A 20,821-nucleotide genomic window follows, 5' to 3' on the forward strand; every position below is an offset into this window, starting at 1 on the left:
GATATGGGCGAAGCAAGAATTCTGCTGCGTGATGCGGCAGTCGCCAGCACCGGCGGTGCAGCCGAGGTCGAACGCAAGCTGAGCGTTGCCGAGCTGCTGTGGAACGACGGTTTTGTGCGCAAGACAGTCATCATCCTGTTTCTCGCCGCGGTCTGGGAGGCCTACGGCCTCACTCTCGACAATCCCCTGCTGTTCCCGACGCTGCACGACACGATCGTCACGCTCTACGACCGCGTCAAGGACGGCACGATTCCGCTGCGGGCGTGGGCCTCGCTCAAGGTGCTGTTCATGGGCTATTCGGCCGGCATCGTGCTGGCCGCGATCTTCACGGTGCTGGCTATCTCGACCCGGATCGGCACTGATTTTCTCGAGACGGTCACGGCGATGTTCAACCCGTTGCCGGCGATCGCGCTGCTGCCGCTCGCATTGATCTGGTTCGGGCTCGGCAATGGCAGTCTTGTTTTCGTGCTGATTCATTCGGTGCTGTGGCCGGTCGCGCTCAACACCCATTCCGGCTTCAAGAGCGTCTCCAATACGCTGCGCATGGTCGGCCGCAATTACGGCCTGCGCGGATTGCCCTATGTCGCGAAGATTCTCATTCCCGCCGCCTTCGGCTCGATCCTCACGGGTCTTAAGATCGGCTGGGCCTTTGCCTGGCGCACGCTGATCGCGGCCGAGCTGGTGTTCGGCGTGTCCTCGGGGCAGGGCGGGCTCGGCTGGTTCATCTTCGAGAACCGTAACCTCCTCGACATACCTGCGGTCTTCGCAGGCCTCTTGACGGTGATTATCATCGGGCTCTTTGTCGAGAACCTGATCTTCCGCGCCATCGAGCGGAACACCGTGCAGAAATGGGGCACCCAATCATGACCAAGAAGAAAACACCCGACCAGCTTCGCAGCGCGCGCTGGTTCGCGCCCGACGATCTCCGCTCGTTCGGCCATCGCTCCCGCACCATGCAGATGGGCTACGCGCCGGAGGAGTGGAAGGACCGCCCGATCATCGCGATCCTCAACACCTGGTCGGATGCGCAGCCCTGCCACATGCACTTCAAGTCGCGCGTCGACGACGTCAAGCGCGGCATCCTGATGGCCGGTGGCCTGCCGCTGGAATTGCCGGCGCTGTCGCTGTCGGAATCGCTGCTGAAGCCGACCACCATGCTCTATCGCAATCTGCTCGCCATGGACGCCGAAGAGCTGCTGCGCAGCCATCCCGTCGACGGCGTGGTGCTGATGGGCGGCTGCGACAAGACCACGCCGGCGCTGCTGCTGGGCGCGACCTCGATGAACATTCCGGCGATCTATCTGCCGGCGGGTCCGATGCTGCGCGGCAACTGGAAGGGCAAGACGCTCGGCTCCGGCTCCGACGGCTGGAAATATTGGGACGAGCGGCGCGCCGGAAAGATCTCCGACAAGGACTGGCTCGACATCGAAGCCGGCATCGCCCGCAGCTACGGCACCTGCATGACCATGGGCACGGCTTCGACCATGACTGCGATCGCCGAAGCGATCGGCATGACGCTGCCGGGTGCCTCCTCGATCCCCGCGGCCGATGCCAACCACATCCGCATGGCCTCCGAATGCGGCCGCCGCATCGTCGAGATGGTGTGGGAGGATTTGACGCCGAAGACGATCCAGACCCGCAAGGCGTTCGAGAACGCGATCGCGGTCGCGATGGCGATGGGGTGCTCGACCAACGCTATCATCCATCTGATCGCGCAGGCCCGCCGCGCCGGCCAGGACATCGGGCTCGACGATTTCGAGAAGGCGAGCCGCAAGGTCCCCGTAATCGCCAACGTCCGCCCGAGCGGCGATGCCTATCTGATGGAGGACTTCTTCTATGCCGGCGGCCTGCCGGCGCTGATGAGCCAGATCAAGCCGCATCTGCATCTCGACTGCATCACCGTCACCGGCAAGACGCTCGGCGAAGATATTGCGCATGCCGAGGTGCACAATGACGACGTAATTCGCTCGGTCGACAATCCCATCTACAAGGAAGGCGCGCTCGCCGTGCTCAAGGGCAATCTCGCGCCCGACGGCTGCGTCATCAAGCCGTCCGCCTGCGCGCCGCGCTTTCTCAAGCACACCGGGCCCGCGCTGGTGTTCGATGATTATCCGTCGATGAAGAAGGCGGTCGACGACCCCAATCTCGACGTCACGGAAGACCACATTCTCATCCTGCGTAATGCGGGGCCGCAGGGCGGGCCGGGCATGCCGGAATGGGGTATGCTGCCGATCCCGACCAAACTCGTGAAGCAGGGCGTGCGCGACATGGTGCGCATCTCGGACGCGCGCATGAGCGGCACCAGCTATGGTGCCTGCATCCTGCACGTTTCACCCGAGTCCTACATCGGCGGGCCGCTGGCGCTGGTGCGGAACGGCGATCGCATCTCGCTCGACGTCGCCGCGCGGACCATCAATCTCGACGTGCCGGAAGCCGAGCTCGAAAAGCGCCGTGCCGCCTGGACGCAGCCCGAGCGCCGCTTCGAGCGTGGCTATGGCTGGATGTTCACGAAACACATCAAGCAGGCCAATGACGGCTGCGACTTCGACTTCCTCGAGACCGATTTCGGCGCGCCGATCGGCGAGCCGTCGATTTACTAACAGGATCACCGATGACCAAACTCAGCGAAGCCACCCGCAACAAGCTCAGGACCGTCTCCACCGCCACCGTCGCCACCGCGTTGTTCAAGCGCGGCCTGCGCGTCCAGATGATCCAGGACGTGCACCCCTTGGGTGCGGACCAGCCGACCATGGTCGGCGAAGCCTTCACGTTGCGCTACATGCCGGCGCGCGAGGATCTCAACACCATCGACGTTTTCAAGGACCGTTCCCATCCGCAGCGCAAGGCGGTCGAGGATTGTCCGGCAGGCAGCGTGCTGGTGATGGACAGCCGCAAGGACGCGCGTGCGGCTTCCGCCGGCGCGATCCTGGTGACGCGGCTGATGAAGCGCGGCGTTGCGGGCGTCGTCACCGACGGTGGCTTTCGCGACTCCGCCGAGATCGCCAGGCTCGGCATCCCCGCCTACCATCATCGCCCCTCGGCGCCGACCAATCTGACGCTGCATCAGGCGATCGAGATCAACGTGCCGATCGGCTGCGGCGACGCGCCGGTCTTTCCGGGCGACGTCATTTTGGGCGATAGCGACGGCGTCATCGTCATCCCCGCCCATCTCGCCGACGACATCGCCAACGAAACCTTCGAGATGACCGCGTTCGAGGATTTCGTCACCGAGGAAGTCGGTAAGGGCCGCGGCATCTTCGGCCTGTATCCCGCGACCGATCCGCAGACGCTCACCGACTTCGCGGCATGGCGGAAAGCGAACGGCCGTTAAGCCGTTCGACCCAGGACTAACGCACGTCAAAAAAACGGGCCGGCCGCATCAAGCGCCGCCCTTTATCAAGCAGGGAGGACTCTTATGACTTTCACGCGACGCAATCTCTTGGCCGGCGCAGGTGCAGCCGCGACTTCAACGCTGCTGGCCCGCAGCGCCGGCGCTCAGTCATTTCAGTTCACGGCCGCCCAGCGCTATCCGGACCCCGCCGTCCAGATCCTCGACCCGAGCTTCGCAAAATACCGGCTCTATTCCTCGACGCTCGAGCAGGTCGCGACCGGCCTGCGCTGGGCCGAAGGCCCGGTCTATTTCCCGGAAGGCGGCTATCTCCTGTTCTCGGACATTCCCAACAACCGGATCATGAAGTTCGACGAGAAGACCGGGCAGACCAGCGTGTTCCGCGCCAACGCCAATTACGCCAATGGCAATGCGCGCGATCGTCAGGGCCGTCTCGTCACCTGCGAGCACTCCGTCACCCGCCGCATCACCCGCACCGAGAAGGACGGCAAGATCACCGTGCTCGCCGACAAGTTCGAGGGCAAGCGGCTGAACGCGCCGAACGACATCGTGGTGAAGTCCGATGACAGCATCTGGTTCACCGATCCCACCTTCGGCATCGGCGGCGAGTGGGAGGGCAAGAAGGAGAAGCCCGAGCAGGCCACCACCAACGTCTACCGCATCGCCAAGGACGGCAAGCTCACTGCCGTCCTCACCGACCTCGTCAATCCGAATGGCATCGCCTTCTCGCCGGACGAGAAGAAGCTCTACATCGTCGAGTGGAAGGGCACGCCCAATCGCAGCATCTGGAGCTACAATGTCGGCGACGACGGCAGCCTGAGCGGCAAGACCAAGCTGATCGACGCCGCCGACCAGGGCTCGCTCGACGGTTTTCGCGTGGACCGCGACGGCAATCTCTGGTGCGGCTGGGGCTCGAACGGCGCGTTGCAGTCCGAACCCACCGATGTCGGCGGCCGCAAGGTCTATCAGCTCAAGGGCAAATCCGAGGACCTCGACGGCGTCATGGTCTTCAATCCCGAAGGCAAACCGCTCGCCTTCATCAAGCTGCCCGAGCGCTGCGAAAACCTCTGCTTCGGCGGCCCCAAGAACAACCGCCTCTACATGGCCAGCTGCCACTCCATCTACGCGCTTTATGTCGAGGCGCACGGGGCGGTGTGAGGTTGCGCTCGCTTCACATTCTATGTCGTCCCGGCGAAGGCCGGGACCCATAGCCACAGGGCATAGTTTGGCGAAGACTTGCAGTTAAGAAGTCGTCGGTACTGCTACCTGCACTTTACCGATACATCACGCGGTATGGGTCCCGGCCTTCGCCGGGACGACGCGGGGGCTACACCCCGGCCTCCGCCATCCCCGCAGCCCACAGCGCGAACGCATAGACGATCACGACTTCGTCGAGCCGGTTGAAGCGCCCCGATGCGCCGCCGTGGCCGGCGCCCATGTTGGTGCGGAGCAGCACCGGGCCGCCGCCGCCCATGGTGGCGCGCAGGCGCGCGATCCATTTGGCGGGCTCCCAATAGGTGACGCGGGGATCGGTCAAGCCGCCCATCGCCAAAATCGCCGGATAGTCCTTGGCCGCGACATTGTCGTAGGGCGAGTAGGACAGGATGGTACGAAAATCCTTCTCGCTCTCGATCGGGTTGCCCCATTCCGGCCATTCCGGCGGCGTCAGCGGCAGCGTATCGTCGAGCATGGTGTTGAGCACGTCGACGAACGGCACTTCGGCGACGATGCCGGCGAACAATTCGCCTGCGCGGTTTGCCACCGCGCCCATCAGCATGCCGCCGGCCGAGCCGCCATGGCCGACGATGCGCTTTGCGCTGGTGTATTTCGCATCGATCAGCGCACGGGCGCTGGCGGCAAAATCGTCGAACGAGTTCGTCTTCTTCTCGCGCTTGCCGTCGAGATACCAGCCCCAGCCCTTGTCGGCGCCGCCGCGAATATGGGCGATGGCGTAAACGAAGCCGCGATCGACCAGCGACAGGCGGTTGGCGTTGAACGAGGCCGGCATCGCCATGCCGTAGGAGCCGTAGCCGTAAAGCAGCAGCGGCGCCGCGCCGTCGAGCTTCAACCCGCGGCGATAGAGAATCGACACCGGCACCTCGGCGCCATCCTGCGCCTTCGCCATGATGCGGGTGGTGACGTAGTCGGCAGCATCATGGCCGGACGGAATCTCCTGGCGCTTGCGCAGGGTGCGCGTGCGCTTGGCCATGTCGTAATCATAGACCTCCGACGGTGTCGTCATCGACGAATAGGCGAAGCGCAAAGTCGTCGTCTCGAATTCGTAGGAGCCCATCGTGTCCAGCGAATAGGCGGCCTCGTCGAACGCGATCGCGTGTTCCTCATTTGAAGTGAGATCGCGGATCACGATCCCCGGCAGCGCGTTGGCGCGCTCCAGCCGCACCAGATGGCCGGCATAGAGATCGAGGTCGATGATGTAGATGCCCGGACGATACGGGATCAGGTCGCGCCAGTTCCTGCGCTCGGGCGAGGCGAGCGGCGCGGTGACGATCTTGAAGTCGATGGCATCGTCTGCATTGGTCAGGATGAAGAGCTGATCGCCGCGATCGGCCAGCGAATATTGCACGCCCTCCTTGCGCTCTGCGACCAGACGCGGCGGCGCTTCGGGATGGGCGAGATCGATCAGGCGCTGCTCCGAGGTCTCGTGATCGCCGCCCGCGATCACGCAGAAGCGGCCGCTGGTGCTCTCGTGCAAATGAGTGAACCAGCCGGAATCCTGCTCTTCATAGACGAGCGCATCGTCGGCTTGCTTGGTGCCAAGCCGGTGCCGCCACACCTGCATCGGCCGGTGATTGTCGTCGAGCTTCACATAGAAGAAGCTCTTGGCGTCCCGGCTCCAGACGATGCCGCCGTCGGTCTCTTCAACAAGGTCGTCAAAATCCTTGCCGGTCGCCCAGTCGCGCACGCGGATGGAAAAATATTCGGAGCCCTTGGTGTCCGCGCTCCAGGCTTGCAGCTTGTGGTCGGGTGAGTGGCGGCTGCCGCCGAACTTGAAATATTTGTGGTCTTTGGCGAGCGCATCGCCGTCGAGCACGATATCGCTGTCGCCGCCGTCGCGCGGCATGCGGCCGAACAGCTCATGCTGTCCGCCCTCGCGGAATTTGCGGAAGTAAGCGAAGGAACCGTCTGGCGACGGCACGCTGGAATCGTCCTCCTTGATCCGCCCGCGCATCTCGGCGACCAGCGTCTTCTGCAGCGGCGCGGTATGACCGAGCAGGCTCTCGGTGTAACCGTTCTCCTCATCCAGATATTTGCGGATGTCGGGATCGAGCACCTTAGGCTCGCGCAGCACCTCCTGCCATTTCGCGTCCTTGAGCCAGGCATAGTCGTCGGTCACGGTGATGCCGTGCCGTGTGAAGCTGTGCGGCCGGCGAGGGGCGATCGGAGCGGTCGGGTTCGTGCTGGGGGATTTGGGCAAATCGATCCTCGAGGCAGGGATGTGTCTTGCCTCTATATCAGATCGAATGTGGGGGATTTAAAGAACCCAAATCTCCCATGTCGTCCCGGCCCCCGTGCGGCAATAGGCCGGGACGACACGGAGTGTGAGGCGCGCGTACGCCCTACACCGCCACCTGCTCACCCAGATACGCCACCGCCGCTTCCAGCCCGCCCTTGCCATGCGGGATTTTCAGCGCATTCAGCCCGACCTCGATCACCCCGAGAGTGCCGAGCAGCATCGGCGCGTTGACGTGGCCCATATGGGCGATGCGGAAGGCCTGCCCGGTGAGATCGCCGATACCGTTGCCGAGCACGACGCCGCACTTCTCCTTGCAATAGCGTTGCAGCAGCGCCGGATCATGGCCGTTATTCATCGTCACGGTGGTGACCGTGTTGGAGCGCTCATTGGCCTCGGCGATGTTGAAGCCGAGCACCTGGCCCTCCGACCAAGCGCCGACCGCGCGGCGCGTGGCTTCGCCAAGCAAGCTGTGTCGGAGGAAGGCGTTCTCCAGGCCTTCCTCGTGCAACAGGTCGATCGCCTGGCGCAGCGCGAACAACAGATGCACCGGCGCGGTGCCGGCATATTTGCGATAATGCTCGGCGCCTTCGCGCTCGCTCCAGCTCCAGTAGGGCGTCGACATATTCGCCTTCTTGTGCGCTTCCAGCGCGCGCGTGTTGGCGGCGACGAAGCCGAGGCCGGGCGGCGTCATCAAGCCCTTCTGCGAGCCGGACATCGCGACGTCGATGTTCCATTTGTCCATTTCGAACGGCATGCAGCCGAGCGAGGCGACAGTGTCGACCATGTACAAAGCCGGATGGCCGCTCGCCTTGATCGCCTTGCCGATCGCCTCGACGTCGTTCTGCACGCCCGATGCCGTATCGACCTGGACAACGACGACGGCCTTGATGGTGTGCTCCTTGTCGCGGCGCAGACGCTCCTCGACCTCGTGCGGCCGCACCGCGCGGCGCCAGTCGCCCTTGAGCACCTCGACCTCGGCGCCCATCAGCGAAGCCGCATGACCCCAACCGATCGCAAAGCGTCCGCTCTCCAGCACCAGCACCTTGTCGCCGCGCGACAGCACGTTGCTCAGCGCCGCTTCCCAGGCGCCGTGGCCGTTGGCGATGTAGATGTAGGATTTGCCCTTGGTCGCAAACAGCTTCGAGATGTCGCTCAGCAGGCTCTCGGTCAGATCGGTCATCTGCTTGGAGTAGATGTCGATCGCCGGACGATGCATCGCTTGCAGCACCGCATCGGGCATCGTGGTGGGCCCGGGGATGGCCAGAAATTCCCGGCCCGCGCGAACGGTCATTGCTATCTTCCTTGTGTCGTGATGACGGTCTGGAGGGTTGCTCTCTCACGCTTTTACGCGCCGCCGGCCCTCAAGAAAAGCGCGTAAAACGCAGGTCTGGGGCTCTTATCTCTTCGTCTCCCGGCAGCCGGCGGCTTCGGCTTCCTCGACCGAGCAGAACCAGCGGGTGCCCTTGCTGATCTTCATCTTGATCTGGGTGTACCAGCGGCTGGTCGGGGTGTGATAGATGCACTCGCCGGCGGTGTTGACGTTGCCCTTGATGGTGCAGTCCGGCGACGGCGCGACCGGCCCGGAGGCGGAGGCGAGTAGCACCGAATGGGTCCCGTCCGGCGGCTTGGTGGCGCCCAATATCGTCGTCTTCTTGTTGCGCACGCGCCAGTCCCAGGGCGCGATGAAGGCGCCCTGCCACATCCCGGCTTTTGCCTCACGCGCGGCAGCCTCATCCGCATCGTAGTCGTGGGAGACGCGGGCGTAGGACAGCGCCCAGCCGCCGCGCACCAGCCATTTCTGGATGTCCTCGCCGCCAACCTCGCAGCGCGCCACGGTGCGGCCGCGCCGGTCGATCGCGCGGGCGTGGCAGACCCAGTTCTTGCCCTCGCTGTATTTGGCGAGTTCGTCGCGCGCCGCAATGCCGCAGGTCCAGCGCTCGCCATTGGTGTTGAGGCAGAGCTGGTCTGACGACGGCGCGTCGACGCCGCCGAGCCGGATCCGCGTATTGCCGATCAGGACGGAATCGCCGTCGCGGACCTTGGCGGTGCCGGTGATGTCGGCAGCCTGCGTCAGCGACGGCAAGCCGGGCAAAGATATGGCAAGCAATGACAGCGCAATCAGGAATTTTCGCAACATGCCGGTCCGGTTGTTTGGGAACACCTTGATAAGCCGCGCAATTGTGGTCGGCTTTGGGCCGCGCGACCAGCATATGCCTGATAGATAGGCTTTCAACTTCCCGTCATTGCGGCGTGCCTTGCTTACCCTCCCCTGGAAGGGGAGGATGAGAGAGCGCATCACCCTCGCGCCATCGCCTTCCTCGCCACCGCCAGCCCCATCAGCACGAACGCCGACGTCACCTCGGGCCCGCCGACCAGAATCCGCGTCGGCGTCTTCATCTTGTTCCATTCATAGGCGCGGAACGGACCGCGGCGGCCGCCTTCGCCCAAGCTTGCGACGATGACGTTCAGCGCCGGCGCGAAGGCACGCGGATCGGCGCCGAGATGGCCGAGCGCGATCAACGCAAGGGCTGCGTCGAACGCGTTCATCTCGCCGGCCATCAGCTCGCCCTTGACGTAGGACAGCACGCGGTGGCGGATGAAATCGAAATCGCCGTCGGGATCGATCGCGGCCTGTGCCGCCAGCGGCAGCGCCAGGAAGGCTGCGTAGCAGCGACCGAAATAGGCGCTGTAGAGCTCCGGCAAATAATAGATGTGCGAGCGTGGATTGGCGAAGGCGCCGCTGGCCGCCAGCCGCTTCTGGAAGCCGATGATCCGATGCACTGTCGCCAGCCGCGCCGGCGTCTCCAAAACTTTCCAGCGCGCGAGATTGCGGAAGCTCACCTCGAGAATGTCGAGATTGAGCGTCGGGTCGAGATCATTGCCGTAGGGCCGCTCGCCCCTGAGGTTGTCGATCCAGGTCGCAACGCCGCCCTCATAGTCGATATTGTCGTTGATCGGCACCGTGACGCGCGGCTCGTTGACACCGGCATGCACCTGGTAGCCGGCGTAGAAATCCAACAGCGGCTGGTCGAGAATCGGATCGGTGCAGCCGGCCTGCGTCGCCGCGGAGATCGAGCACGCCGTGGTGTCGCAGTCCGGCACGTAGACGCCGAAGCCGAGGTCCTGCTTGATCTGGGCGAAGAAACGGGAAAAACGCGGATGCGGCGAAGGCGCCAGCGCGGTGATGACGTCAAAGCGCGCGCCGTCGGTGCCCTCGACCTGCTCGCGGCTGGTATTGACGCAGAAATCGACCATGTCGGCGATGGCGCGCTCCGCCGCATTCTTGTCCGCCGGCGAAGCAAGCCCGGTCTCGACATAGCCGAGCAGCGCCTCGATGAAGAACGCATCGTAATAGGCGGAGCGATGGCGGATCTGCACCGGCTCCCACATCGGCTCGGCAATTCCGGACCAGGGCGGATTGACGACTGCGCGCGCCGGCGTGCGCGCGATGAAGACGCGGGCGAGATTGAACAGCAGCGACGAATTCTTGTAGCCGCGCGCGTTCAGGCCGGTCAGCGCCATGATCAGCTCGCGCCCGCGGAAGTCGGGATCGCCGATCAGGTTGAAGGCGGCATAGGTCGGCAGGAAGTCGTTCTTGCGGTACGAGCCCAGCAGATGCTGCGCGCAGTCCCGGATCACGCCGTCGATCTGCGCCTGCTGTGGCAGCTTGCCGATGAACATGGCCGGCGATGGCTTGGGATGGTCGAGCGCGATGCTGTCGACGAGATCGGCGACGGGCTGGCTGACCGCCGCCCAGTCCGGCTCGGCATCGTCGCGGGCGCGGGCGATCGCCTCGCGCAGCCGGGCCAGCTTCGTTTCGTCGCGCAATTCCGGCAGGCCGGCGCGGCGCAGCAGCACCCGCAAGGCGGGATTGCCGAGCGCGGTCTTGTAGAATTTGGCCAGATGCGGATCGCCGCCGGCCTGGCCCGACAACACGGGATCGCAGACGTCATAAAGTGAGGGGCCGTCTTTCCGTGCCGTCAGCGCCCGGCACGCGGCACCTGCGAAATATTGAAAGCTCATGAAATACCTGGTCGCGGGGCCTTGCCCGGGGGCCAGCCGGCACGCTCCCATCTGCGCACCCCCCCTGCAAGTCTTTGAAAAAGCTACCCGGATTCGCGGGAAATACAAATGTGATGATGGTCACGGAAAAAACCGGCACAAGGGCTGCATGATCGAGTCCCGGAAGGCTACGGGGGAGCAAAAAAAGCGGGACTGGGGCTTGGAGAATTAACTAACATCTTCAGGCGCTTAGCTCAAATTTGGGACAATCTATTGCCGCGGAGGCGATATCCGGTTAAGGGTTTGTTTGTTGCGGCGCCGCAAATTGCGCGCAATCCCGGGGCACATCCCCGGCCAATCCTCAAACCCAAAGCCGCTATCGCGCTACTCAACCTGTGTGCGCGCGCTTGGCTGGTCTTTGGCAATGACAGGAATGAACCGAGATGAATGTAAAGCAGCTCGACATGTCCCGACGCACGATCGCGGTGGCCGCAGCCCTCATCGGCACGGTGTCGCTGGCGATCGGCGCCCATGCTGCGCTGAACATGCGTTCGCTCGATGCCGCCAAGGCCGTCTCGACTGACCAGGTCACGGGCTCGCTGGGCCAGACCTCGCGGCTCGCGCTCGTCATCGGCAATGGTCATTATCCCGACGCCAGCGCGCCGCTGACGCAGTCGATCAACGACGCCCGCGCGCTGTCCTCGACCTTGCGCAAGAACGGCTTTGACGTCGACATGGTGGAAGACGCCAGCAAGGACGACATGGTCCGCGCCGTCAGCCGCCTGAAGTCCCGCATCAAGCGCGACACCGTCGTCATGCTATTCTTCGGCGGCTATGGCGTGCAGGCCGGCCGCGAGAGCTACATGCTGCCGGTCGATGCCGTGATCTGGAAAGAGAGCGACGTCCGCCGCCAGGGCGTTTCCATCGACGGCGTGCTCGACATGATGAAGGAGCAGGGCGCCAAGGCCAAGCTCGTCGTGGTCGATGCCTCTCGCCGTAACCCTTACGAGCGCCGCTTCCGCTCCTACAGCCACGGCCTCGCGCCGATCGGCACGCCCGACAACGCGCTGATCCTCTCCTCCGCCTCGCCCGGCAAGGTCGCCGACGACGGCTTGGGCGAGCACAGCACGCTGGTCAGCGAGCTCCTGACCAACCTCAATGCGCAGGGCAGCGCCGAAAGCGCGTTCAACAAGACCCGCGTCGCCGTCTCCCGCGCCTCCGAAGGCGACCAGGTCCCGGCCGTCTCCTCCTCGCTGCTCGAAGACGTCCCCTTCAGCGAAGCCGGCGGCTAGTTTTTTCGCCGGCATCCACATCGTCATTGCGAGCGTAGCTGCCTACTTCGCCGCTTCCGTGGCCATCACCGGGCGCACTGGGTCGCCTTCGCGCAGCAGCGCGCCAGCGCGGGCGACGACGATGTCGCCTTCGTTGAGGCCGTCGCGGACCTCGATATTGCCGCCCGACATCAATCCGGTTTCGACACGCTTGGTCTCGACCCGGTTGCGGCGGATCACCTGCACCACGGTGCCGGCCGATGAATATTGCACGGCGGTCAGGGGGACCGCGACGTTGCAGCTCTGCCCGGTCTTGATCAGCGCCCGCCCGCTCGAATTGATCAGCAACCGGCGCTGCGACGAGATGCCGATATAGACAATGCCCTGCTGGATGTTCGGCTCGACGGTCGGGCCGATGCGGCGCACCTTGCCGTCGATATCGCCGATGCCGGCGATACGCACGGTCGCCGGCTGGTTGACCGCGAGCTTCCTCACATCGTTGGTCGCCACCAGGCCGACCAGATCATATTCGCTGCGCGCCACGATCGTGAACAGCGCTTCGCCCTTGGCGGACGCGAGTCCACCGATCTGTGCGGTCGAGGTCGCGATGACGCCGGCCACCGGTGCCGTGACCTGAAGTGTGCCGCCTTCGGGCAGCGCCAGCCGCGCCAGCACCTGGCCCGCCGTGGTGGTCTCGCCGGCTTCCGCCAGCACCTCCGTGACCTTCAACCCCGGACGTTCGGGCCGCACCGAGGTCTCCTCGCGCGCGATGATCGAGCCGGTGGCCTCGACGATGTCGGAGAAGCAGGACTTTGCCGCCTTCAGCACCGTCACCGCCGGCCCCTTGGGGGCATCGTCATCGGCGGCGAGGGCTGGCTGGGCCAGCAGCAACAGTCCGGCGAGGGCAACGAGATTCTTGGAAAGGGAACGCGCAGGCAATGGACGCATCGGTCATTCCGGTTGGCCGCAAGGCCACAATCGTTAGCAGATGCGATTGCGGCGGGCCATGGGCTGGCCGGATGAGAATGCCGCAGCGGCGCAGGCGGCGCGATGCCGCCTGTTGAATTAGTCGCCGCGCAAGCCGAGAGGTTCGCCGCTCTTACCCTCCAAGGGAGGGTAAGCAAGACACTCACGGCAGGGTCACGAACTCCACCCAGTTCGGCTTCTTGCCGGTGGGATAGGATTTCAGCTTGCCGAGCGCGCCGCTGGCCTGGTCGATGGCGTAGACACTCATGCCGTCGGACAGCTCGCCGACCGCGGCGAGATAGCGGCCCGTGGGATCGATGTTGAAGCCGCGCGGCTGCTTCTCGGTCGGCACGCTGCCGATCGTGGTCAGCTTGCCGCTGGTCGCGTCGACCTTGTAGGCGGTGAGCGTGTTGGAGGTGCGCTCGGAGGCGTAGAGGAAGCGGCCATCCGGGGTGATGTGGATGTCGGCGGCCCAGGGTTTTCCGTTGAAGCCTTCGGGGAGCGCGGTGGTGCGCTGGATCTCGTCCCAGGCGCCGCTCTTGGCTTCATAGGTAAACGCCGCGACGTCAGCGTTCAGCTCGTGGATGAGATAGATGAACTTGCCGTTGGGATGGAACACGAAGTGCCGTGGCCCCGATTTGTCCGGCACCTTGTGGGACGGCGGATCGTTCGGCGTCAGCATGCCGGCGGTGGCATCGAACGCAAAGCCCAGCACCTGGTCGGAGCCGAGATTGGTCGCGAACACGAAGCGGTTGTCGGGCGAGGGCAGGAAGGCGTGGGCGTTCAGCCCGGTCGGGATCACCTGCTTCGGCTCACCGACGATGCCGTTGGCGAGCAGCGGATTCAGCGCGACCTTGTTGCCGCCATAGGAGGCGCTGAACAGGAATTTGCCAGTGCGGTCGGTTGCGATGTTGGCCATGCTGTCGGCGAGCGGGCCGTTGCCGATAGGGCTGAGGAGACCCGTCTTGGGGTCGATCGCGAAGCTGACCGCAACGAAGGGCTGCGAGCGGATTCCGGCGATCAGCACGCGGCGGTCGGGCGGGATCGCGAGCGGCGTCGAGGATCCGGGCTTCTCGACGCCCGGGATGGCGGCGGTCTGCACCGGTGTCATCTCGCCGCTCTCGGCCAGCTTGAACACGCTGATGTCGTTGGAGTCGGCGTTGCCGACATAGGCGAAGGTTTCGGCCATGCCGACACGGACTCCGGAAATGAGGACTAGGACAGCAAAGAGTGTGGTGGCGATGGCAGCGCGTGGCGCGCCGGATGCGGTGTGGCGTGTCGATCTGAACATGGGTGTCCTCCCTGAGGCCGGTGCGGCATTGTTGTTTTGCGGCAGAGGATAGCGGCAGGCGCCCCGTCGCACCAAATTCCAATTGGGATTGATCGATACCGAAATTAGATCGGTTGCTACCGCACCGAAGCTGTCAGGTCGCGCGAGGGCAGATGCGGGCCGGACGGATGGTCGGGCGGCCCGAGCACGGTCCACACGGCGACCGCCAGCAAGGCGGAGGTCAGGATGGTCCAGGCGACAAGTCGTTTGCGCATCAGGCCAAATCCGTCCGTGGAATGTTCAATGCGCCGGAACGCGCGAGCCATCGTGCACTGCAAACGGCGACGACCCTATGAACTCGTTCACAACCGAACGACGCCCAAGCAAATTGCGAACCATTGCCGGGTGAATGCATTGACCCGCATGCCCCACGAAAACGATCTCGAAGGTGAGCCCGACATGGGCGGCAAGCACGGCGGCCAGGCCGGCCAGCCCAAGCCGCCGCCGCGCCCAGCCCCGCAGGATAAAGAGGGTCAGCGGGATGCAGATGTCGTGGCAAAGCGCCACACCGGCCAAACCGATCGCAAATTCTCACCGACCAACACCAAATAGCGCTACGCTTGGCCTGCTCATTCTCAGGCCGCTGGTCCTCGCCGCATGACCGTTCGGGAACGGCAGCCCCGTCCCGCCGTTACCCCGGTCTCGCGGGCGGAGGACGCCAAAACGGAGGCTGGCAACGTGTTTTGGATTTATTGGGACACTGCCTGGTCGCTCATCATCGGCGGCATCATGTTCACCACCATCGTGACGCATCCGGACGCCGAGTTTGCCGAGATCCGGGCCGCCAGGCAGGGCAAATGAGCTTGCCCACGGCCTGGTGCTAGATTCGGCCAAGATGCTGGCGCGCCTGTCGGACGATCTCAAGCGCGACGTCGACCGCTTTGTCGGCGATCTCAGGGCGGCGTAGCGCAATTCTGCTCCGCTTGCGGTGTCCCGGATGCCGCGCAGCGCATCGTTGCACGCTGCGCTTCGCCCGGGAGACGAGTGTTCAAGCTCCGTATTGGCCGTCAGCTTCGCGCAGGCCAGGCGTCCCCATCGCTGTCGATGAAGTGCGTCGGTAGGAGCCGGTCAGCGGTAAACGATGCGGCCGTGAGCGCTCCCCCAAAGCAGGCACCAGTGTCGATGTTGAGACGGTTTGGACGCAAGTCCGGCAAGCCGGATTCAGTTGGAGTGTGCCCGTGAACGACGAATGCCCCGTGACTGGCGTGAGACGACAGGAACGGCTCGCGAATCCACAATACATCATCCTTGGTTTGATCCGCGAGCGGTACACCGGGTCGAATTCCGGCATGGACGAAAAGTCGGCCACGATCCGTGAACGTCAACGGAAGCGCGCTGATCCAGGCAAGATGTTCCTTTGGAAGTTCGCACGGATCTCCGACACCATAGCTATCGAGCGTTTGCTCCCCGCCATTGGCCCACCAATTGACCAGGTCAGCATCCGTCCGCTCGCTTGCGGCGGCTCGTAGCAGCATATCGTCGTGATTGCCGCGCAGGCAGACGACATGATCGGTCTCGCGCTCCTGCCTGTCGATCAGGACATCGAGGACCTTTCTTGCGTCCGGCCCGCGGTCAACATAGTCGCCAACGAATACAAACCGAGCTTGCCGTCCGGCTTTGATCGAATCGCAGGCCTCCAGAAGGCGGACCAGCTTGTCAAAGCAGCCATGAATATCCCCGATTGCAAATGTGATGAAATCGTCCAACACCCAATCTCCAGAGCAGCCGGAGACTTGGCAAAGAAATGCCCCTTGATGCCAGAGAAATATTTTTTAGGAATATTCCATAATGAGTAAACTTCTTCGGGCGTCGTTTGAATCTTCGGAGCGAGGATTGGTGAGAGGCGGATGCGTGGCAGCGGGACCCACAAGTCTTACAGGCTCCCATGGCCGCGACGAAAGTTCTGCTTCAAACCTACGAGGGTCCACTCAGTGCGGATGAAAATCCACCGAGGAACGCGCGAAATCGGCGGGACGTGTGTTGAGCTGGAAAGCGCAGGGAAGCGAATTCTTCTCGATCTCGGACTCCCTCTTGCGGCATCCGATCTGGCGTCGACGCCGCTACCCGATGTCGGCGGGTTGGGTGGAGGCGAGGACCGGCCATTGGCCATCATTCTGTCGCACGGGCACCGGGATCACTGGGGTCTCATTCCAAAGGCCAGCCGCGAAATCCCGCTGGTGATGGGGAGGGCGACCGAAAGCATCATGCGGGCGGCTGCCGATTTCGTTCCAGAGGCCATTGCGCTCGATGCGGTTCACTATCTCGAGCACGCGAGGCGAATGACAATCGGACCTTTCAGCGTCGTGCCGCGCCTGGTGGATCATTCAGGCTTCGACGCCTATGCCATGGAGATCGAGGCGGACGGCAAACGCCTGTTCTATTCCGGAGACCTTCGGGCGCACGGTCGCAAGGGCAGCCTGTTTGAAGCCCTGATCGACAATCCGCCTCGCAACATCGATATCATGCTGATGGAGGGGTCGAGTCTCGGCCGCCTGTCGGACGACGGCACCTTCCCGACGGAAGATGCTCTGGAATTGACTTTCGCCGACCGCTTCAAGAACACCGCGGGTATGGCGCTGGTCGCCTGTTCGGCGCAGAACATCGATCGGGTCGTTACGGCTTATCGTGCGGCCAAGCGGAGCGGACGAACGCTCATCATCGACGCCTACGCGGCGGAAATCCTGAAAGCGACCGGGCAACAAAGCATTCCGAAGCCCTCGACTGGCTGGTCCAATCTTGCAGTCTACGTTCCGGAAAGGCAGCGGCGGCAGCTGAAGGCGAGGGGAATTGCCCCGCTGGTCGACACCTACCGCGGATTCAGGCTTTGGCCCGAGCAATTGGCTGAGCAGGCGTCGCGATCGGTCATGCTGTTTCGCGGCTGGATGATGGATGATCTCGATCGGGCCAATGCCCTTTCGGGGGCCAGCCTGTTCTGGTCGCAATGGGACGGATATCTCGCGGAGGGTACTCCGGGCGCGGCGCTCAGAGCAGCTTGTGAAGCCCGTCGCATACCTTTCGAGGTCGTTCATACGTCAGGGCACGCGAGCCCGCGGGATTTGAAGCGTCTTGCTGCAGCGGTTGCGCCCAAATGGCTGGTTCCGATCCATACCTTCGAGCGCCATCGATTCCCAAGACTCTTCGAAAATGTGAAACTGGTGGATGACGGCGAATGGATCGAGGTTGGCAACGAGCCGTAGCACCGCTCTCACAGGATCATCAACGCCGGATCGCAAAGGCAGGCAATGGGTTCATTTGTTCGTAAATTCGACCTCGATAGTTTCGAGAAACGCTTGACCAACTCTGGGCAGGAGGGTTGGTGGAATGATCTGCTGACGCTGTGGCGACCAAGCGGACAAGACTCGGGCACGCATGGGCTGCGACTTGCCATTCGCAACAATTATCTGAATTTCTACCGGCTCGGACAATCGGTCGCCCGCGTCGGCTTCAACAGACAAAAGCAGCCGATTCTGGCCGTGCACGCAAAATACGTTCTGCCCAAGGACGAGAGGCGGACAGTCGGGCAGGAGTATGTCGTGCTTGCCGGCTCCACTCTGACGCGCCCGGGCGGGCAAGAGCTGCCCTATGAAGGCATCCAGACTCTGAAGGGGTGGATCGATGCGGCCAAGGACTATACTGGGGACGAGAAGGAGTTTGTCGATGAGCTCTTGAGCGTTCCGGAAAATGACGGCGTCATCGATCTGGAAATGGCTTTGCCGGCCTGGGGCGATGTCAAGACCGCGTCGCGCATGGACCTGGTCTCAATCGAACGGGTCAATGGACAGCTCACGGTCTTTTTTGGCGAAGTGAAGCTCTTCGACGACAGCCGGTTGCGTTGTCGTGCCGCGCTTGTCCGCGATGAAATGCCGGAAGTTCTCAGGCAATTGAGCATCTATCGAAACTATCTGGCTGTTCCGGGCCACTTGGCTCGGATCAGCGAACAATATGCAGAGGCGGCCCGATTGCTCTCCCGATTGCGAGCTGCTGCCGATGCCATCGGCCAGACGCACCCGCTTGGGCGGGCCATCCTGCAATCGAGAGACGAAAATCTTTCGGTCGCCAATCTCGCGCGGCTGATCGTGCACAATGAAGGCCAGCACGCCTGGACCGAGCACCGCGCCAAGCTCGAAGCGGAGCGCGACCGTGTGCCGTTGCTGGAGCTCGGTGCGGCAGGCCCGCTCAACTTCGCGACGACAGCTTAGGCTCAGATACCCGCACTGGCTGCCGTCGCGACATCGCCTCGGTTCACTGCATCATCGCCGCCGCGATCTTCTCCGCCGACATCAGCACCGGAAAATTGGTGTTGGCGCACGGAACCACCGGGAAGATCGAGGCGTCGACGACGCGGAGACCCTGGATGCCTTTGACCCGGCCCTGGTTGTCGACCACCGCCATCGGATCGTCCGCCCGGCCCATGCGGCATGAACAGGAGGCGTGCCACACGCCGATCGTCGCCTTGCGCACAAAGGCTTCCAGCGCTTCGTCGTCGTTGATCACGTCATCGAAGGTAAAACCTTCCACCACGAAATTGTCGATCATGTAGTGGCGCAGCACCGCCGGCCCGTCCATCAATGTCGCCGCGATCTTGGTCAGTATCCTGTTCGTGTTGTTGACCACACCGATCTTGCGGACCTTGTCGGTGTAGGCGGCCGGGAACGGCTTGTCGGTCACCTTCTTCACGATGTCACTCATCTGAATGGCCGCCATCTTGCGGAAGCCGCTCATCAGGCGATCGAGGTCGCGGCGGTCGGACAACAGATTGAACTCGACGATCGGCTCGGCCGTGGGATCGCGCGAGGCAAGCTTGACTTGCCCGGTTTCGGAATAGGTCTTGTTGACGAACGTCAGCAGCGAACCGATCTGCTCGCCGACCGCGTGCCAGGCCGATTTGCTGAGCAAGACGACGAACATGTCGCCCTTCGGCACGCCCGCGAGCCCCGACGAATAACGCAGGCCAAGCTGCATGTGCCGCCTGGTATGCTCGTTCATGCGCGCGCCGCGGCGGACAAAGGACGACAGCGAGATCGAGGGATGATCCATCAGGCGCTGGCCGACGCCTTGCAGTCCCGTCAGCACCGGAATCCCCAAATCCTTGAGGTGGCCGACCGGACCGATGCCGGCGCGCAGCAGATGCGCCGGCGAGTGGATCGCGCCGCTGGAGAGAATGATCTCGCGACCCCGGAATTCCTGCTCCCGTCCGTCCACAACGGCCTTCACGCCGACGCATTGCGTGCCTTCGAACAGCAGTTCTCGAACCTGCGTGTTGGTGGAGATCGTGAGATTGGTGCGCTTGCGCGTGTCGCGATCGAGATAGCCCATCGCCGCCGAAACGCGTTGCTCGGCCTGGTTGGAATGCGTCACCGGGAAATAACCGTCGACGAACTCGCCATTCTGGTCGGCTAAGAATTGATGGCCGGCCTGCTGGAAGGCGTGGGCAAAGGCCTGCGAATGCTTGGTCCAGTGCTCCCGCGGGATGCGGCGGACCGGGATCCTGCCGTCCTTGCCGTGGAACGGTCCGTCGAAATCGAGGTCGCGCTCGACCTTCTTGAAAAACGGCAGCACGTCGTTCCAGGTCCAGCCCGTGGCGCCCCGCGCGTCCCATTCATCGTAGTCGGTCGGTGCGCCGCGGTTGGCCATCTGGCCGTTGATCGAGGAGCCGCCGCCCAGCACGCGCGCCTGCTCGTATTTGCGCAAGGGAGGACGCGCTTCATTCGGATTGTTGTGGCTGACGACCTGCGTCGTGACCTTCAATTCCGTCCAGTGGAAGCGCGGATCGAAATAGGCGGTGCCCGGATAGCTGTCCCGGATTTCGGCCGCTCGTTGCCGGGGGGCGTGTCCTGTCCGGCTTCGCACAGCAGGACCTTGTTGGCACTCTTCGCGGAGAGCCGGTGGGCCAGCACGGACCCTGCCGAGCCGCCGCCCACGATAATGAAGTCGTACACGATTGGCTCTTCCTCTTGTTTTTGTAGCAAGAGCGTAGCGCGGATTTATAGCGAGGTCACGTCGCCGCTTTCGTTGGGGACCGTAGGGTGGGGTAGGCGATCACACTCTAACGCGCGCACCATCCGACAGAGCAAGGCGTAACCCACCTTACCCCCGGGGCGGGGCGGCATCCTTCCCTCACTATTGCAGCAGCACCTTCGGCATCACGACGACGATATCGACCTGTCGCTTCAGGACCCGCGATGCGACAGACGCGATGTAGAGCGAATAGCCGTCCTCGATATCGGAGGCGATCTCTTCATCCCTGGCGAGCGCGTAGAGCATCGTGCCGTCGATCTTGTCGAAACGGATCCCTGCGAAGAGGCGATCGAATGTCTCGGCGCCAACAGCGCCTGCCATGAGCGCCTGTATCGCCTGGTCCTGAACGAGTGTGAGCTTCATCATGCCGATGAAATATGGAGCCATTGCGCGAATGCAAGGTGCGGAGC

General features: G+C 63.5%; 18 protein-coding genes and 1 pseudogene. 9 read left to right on the forward strand and 10 right to left on the reverse strand.

Annotated elements, in window-relative coordinates:
- Positions 1–3 precede the first annotated feature (3 nt).
- The 4 genes from ACPPVR_RS02650 (at position 4) to ACPPVR_RS02665 (ending at position 4,507) form a co-directional block, all read left to right on the forward strand.
- Positions 4–867: an ABC transporter permease gene (locus ACPPVR_RS02650; protein ID WP_426612742.1), complete on the forward strand. Its 864-nt coding sequence runs from the start codon at positions 4–6 to the stop codon at positions 865–867.
- A complete protein-coding gene (gene araD / locus ACPPVR_RS02655) occupies positions 864–2,600 on the forward strand; it encodes an L-arabinonate dehydratase (RefSeq protein WP_426612743.1) in 1,737 nt (578 codons plus the stop codon). Before ACPPVR_RS02650 ends, araD begins: the two co-directional genes overlap by 4 nt.
- A gap of 11 nt (positions 2,601–2,611) precedes the next feature.
- On the forward strand, positions 2,612–3,331 hold the full coding sequence (locus ACPPVR_RS02660) for a ribonuclease activity regulator RraA (RefSeq protein WP_426612744.1): 720 nt from the start codon (positions 2,612–2,614) through the stop codon (positions 3,329–3,331).
- Positions 3,332–3,415: 84 nt separating this feature from the next.
- A complete protein-coding gene (locus tag ACPPVR_RS02665; protein ID WP_426612745.1) occupies positions 3,416–4,507 on the forward strand; it encodes an SMP-30/gluconolactonase/LRE family protein in 1,092 nt (363 codons plus the stop codon).
- 169 nt (positions 4,508–4,676) lie between these two features.
- Here ACPPVR_RS02665 and ACPPVR_RS02670 read toward each other — a convergent pair whose 3' ends face one another.
- The 4 genes from ACPPVR_RS02670 to ACPPVR_RS02685 form a co-directional block, all read right to left on the reverse strand.
- On the reverse strand, positions 4,677–6,785 hold the full coding sequence (locus tag ACPPVR_RS02670) for a S9 family peptidase (protein WP_426612746.1): 2,109 nt from the start codon (positions 6,783–6,785) through the stop codon (positions 4,677–4,679).
- A 142-nt stretch (positions 6,786–6,927) separates the two neighbouring features.
- Complete coding sequence (locus tag ACPPVR_RS02675) at positions 6,928–8,115, reverse strand: pyridoxal-phosphate-dependent aminotransferase family protein (RefSeq protein ID WP_426612747.1); 1,188 nt, start codon at positions 8,113–8,115, stop codon at positions 6,928–6,930.
- Between the two features lie 105 nt (positions 8,116–8,220).
- Positions 8,221–8,961, reverse strand: a complete 741-nt coding sequence (locus tag ACPPVR_RS02680; RefSeq protein WP_426612748.1) for a thermonuclease family protein — start codon at positions 8,959–8,961, stop codon at positions 8,221–8,223.
- A 158-nt stretch (positions 8,962–9,119) separates the two neighbouring features.
- Positions 9,120–10,847, reverse strand: coding sequence for a hypothetical protein (locus ACPPVR_RS02685; RefSeq protein WP_426612749.1), 1,728 nt, complete (start codon positions 10,845–10,847; stop codon positions 9,120–9,122).
- 422 nt (positions 10,848–11,269) lie between these two features.
- Here ACPPVR_RS02685 and ACPPVR_RS02690 point away from each other — a divergent pair, with 422 nt between their 5' ends.
- Positions 11,270–12,118, forward strand: a complete 849-nt coding sequence (locus tag ACPPVR_RS02690) for a caspase family protein (RefSeq protein WP_426612750.1) — start codon at positions 11,270–11,272, stop codon at positions 12,116–12,118.
- Between the two features lie 42 nt (positions 12,119–12,160).
- Here ACPPVR_RS02690 and ACPPVR_RS02695 read toward each other — a convergent pair whose 3' ends face one another.
- The 3 genes from ACPPVR_RS02695 to ACPPVR_RS02705 form a co-directional block, all read right to left on the reverse strand.
- A complete protein-coding gene (locus ACPPVR_RS02695) occupies positions 12,161–13,045 on the reverse strand; it encodes an efflux RND transporter periplasmic adaptor subunit (protein ID WP_426612751.1) in 885 nt (294 codons plus the stop codon).
- Between the two features lie 181 nt (positions 13,046–13,226).
- A complete protein-coding gene (locus ACPPVR_RS02700; RefSeq protein WP_426612752.1) occupies positions 13,227–14,354 on the reverse strand; it encodes a lactonase family protein in 1,128 nt (375 codons plus the stop codon).
- Positions 14,355–14,470: 116 nt separating this feature from the next.
- Entirely contained in the window at positions 14,471–14,608 is a 138-nt protein-coding gene (locus ACPPVR_RS02705; RefSeq protein ID WP_426612753.1) for a hypothetical protein, read from the reverse strand.
- Positions 14,609–14,636: 28 nt separating this feature from the next.
- Between ACPPVR_RS02705 and ACPPVR_RS02710 the strand changes: the two genes are divergently transcribed.
- Entirely contained in the window at positions 14,637–14,945 is a 309-nt protein-coding gene (locus tag ACPPVR_RS02710; RefSeq protein ID WP_426612754.1) for a hypothetical protein, read from the forward strand.
- A 126-nt stretch (positions 14,946–15,071) separates the two neighbouring features.
- On the forward strand, positions 15,072–15,194 hold the full coding sequence (locus ACPPVR_RS02715) for a hypothetical protein (protein WP_426612755.1): 123 nt from the start codon (positions 15,072–15,074) through the stop codon (positions 15,192–15,194).
- Between the two features lie 206 nt (positions 15,195–15,400).
- Here the strand turns inward: ACPPVR_RS02715 and ACPPVR_RS02720 are convergent, their stop codons facing one another.
- Positions 15,401–16,102, reverse strand: a complete 702-nt coding sequence (locus ACPPVR_RS02720) for a metallophosphoesterase family protein (RefSeq protein ID WP_426612756.1) — start codon at positions 16,100–16,102, stop codon at positions 15,401–15,403.
- A 228-nt stretch (positions 16,103–16,330) separates the two neighbouring features.
- On the opposite strand from ACPPVR_RS02720, the gene ACPPVR_RS02725 reads away from it, so the two are divergent.
- Both ACPPVR_RS02725 and ACPPVR_RS02730 read left to right on the forward strand, forming a co-directional pair.
- The gene (locus ACPPVR_RS02725; protein ID WP_426616312.1) at positions 16,331–17,590 is read left to right on the forward strand and encodes an MBL fold metallo-hydrolase; all 1,260 of its coding nucleotides are present in this window, start codon (positions 16,331–16,333) and stop codon (positions 17,588–17,590) included.
- Between the two features lie 45 nt (positions 17,591–17,635).
- On the forward strand, positions 17,636–18,592 hold the full coding sequence (locus ACPPVR_RS02730) for a hypothetical protein (RefSeq protein WP_426612757.1): 957 nt from the start codon (positions 17,636–17,638) through the stop codon (positions 18,590–18,592).
- A gap of 43 nt (positions 18,593–18,635) precedes the next feature.
- Here the strand turns inward: ACPPVR_RS02730 and ACPPVR_RS02735 are convergent.
- Positions 18,636–20,332 (reverse strand): annotated as a pseudogene (locus ACPPVR_RS02735) (GMC family oxidoreductase).
- Positions 20,333–20,513: 181 nt separating this feature from the next.
- Entirely contained in the window at positions 20,514–20,798 is a 285-nt protein-coding gene (locus ACPPVR_RS02740; RefSeq protein WP_426612758.1) for a hypothetical protein, read from the reverse strand.
- Positions 20,799–20,821 lie beyond the last annotated feature (23 nt).

Source organism: Bradyrhizobium sp. McL0616 (genome assembly GCF_049993385.1).
In the GTDB taxonomy this organism is placed as follows: Bacteria; Pseudomonadota; Alphaproteobacteria; order Rhizobiales; family Xanthobacteraceae; genus Bradyrhizobium.